Below are 285 nucleotides of genomic sequence, written 5' to 3'. Positions count from 1 at the left end.
CAAGGCTGGTGGTGACCGGCGAACGCCATTACACCACCAACGATGATATTCGTCAGGCGATCCTGGCGCTGGGCGCGCCCGGCACCTTTATGACGCAGGATGTGGACGTTATCCAGCAGCAGATCGAACGTCTGCCGTGGATCAAGCAGGCCAGCGTGCGCAAACAATGGCCGGATGAGCTGAAGATCCATCTGGTGGAGTATGTCCCGGTGGCGCGCTGGAACGATTTGCACATGGTGGACGCCGAGGGCAAAGCGTTCAGCGTGCCGGCGGAGCGGGCGGGCA

The 285-nt window shown here is 62.1% G+C and carries 1 protein-coding gene; it reads left to right on the top strand.

Going from position 1 to position 285, the window contains the following annotated elements; genetic code table 11:
* A partial coding sequence (locus J0A67_RS23715; protein ID WP_206571702.1) for an FtsQ-type POTRA domain-containing protein occupies positions 1-285 on the top strand: 285 nt, incomplete at both ends.

Source organism: Algoriphagus aestuariicola (genome assembly GCF_017254835.1).
GTDB lineage: Bacteria > Bacteroidota > Bacteroidia > Cytophagales > Cyclobacteriaceae > Algoriphagus > Algoriphagus aestuariicola.
The sequence above is the reverse complement of the archived record's forward strand: the minus strand, read 5'-3'. Positions and strand labels throughout refer to the sequence as shown.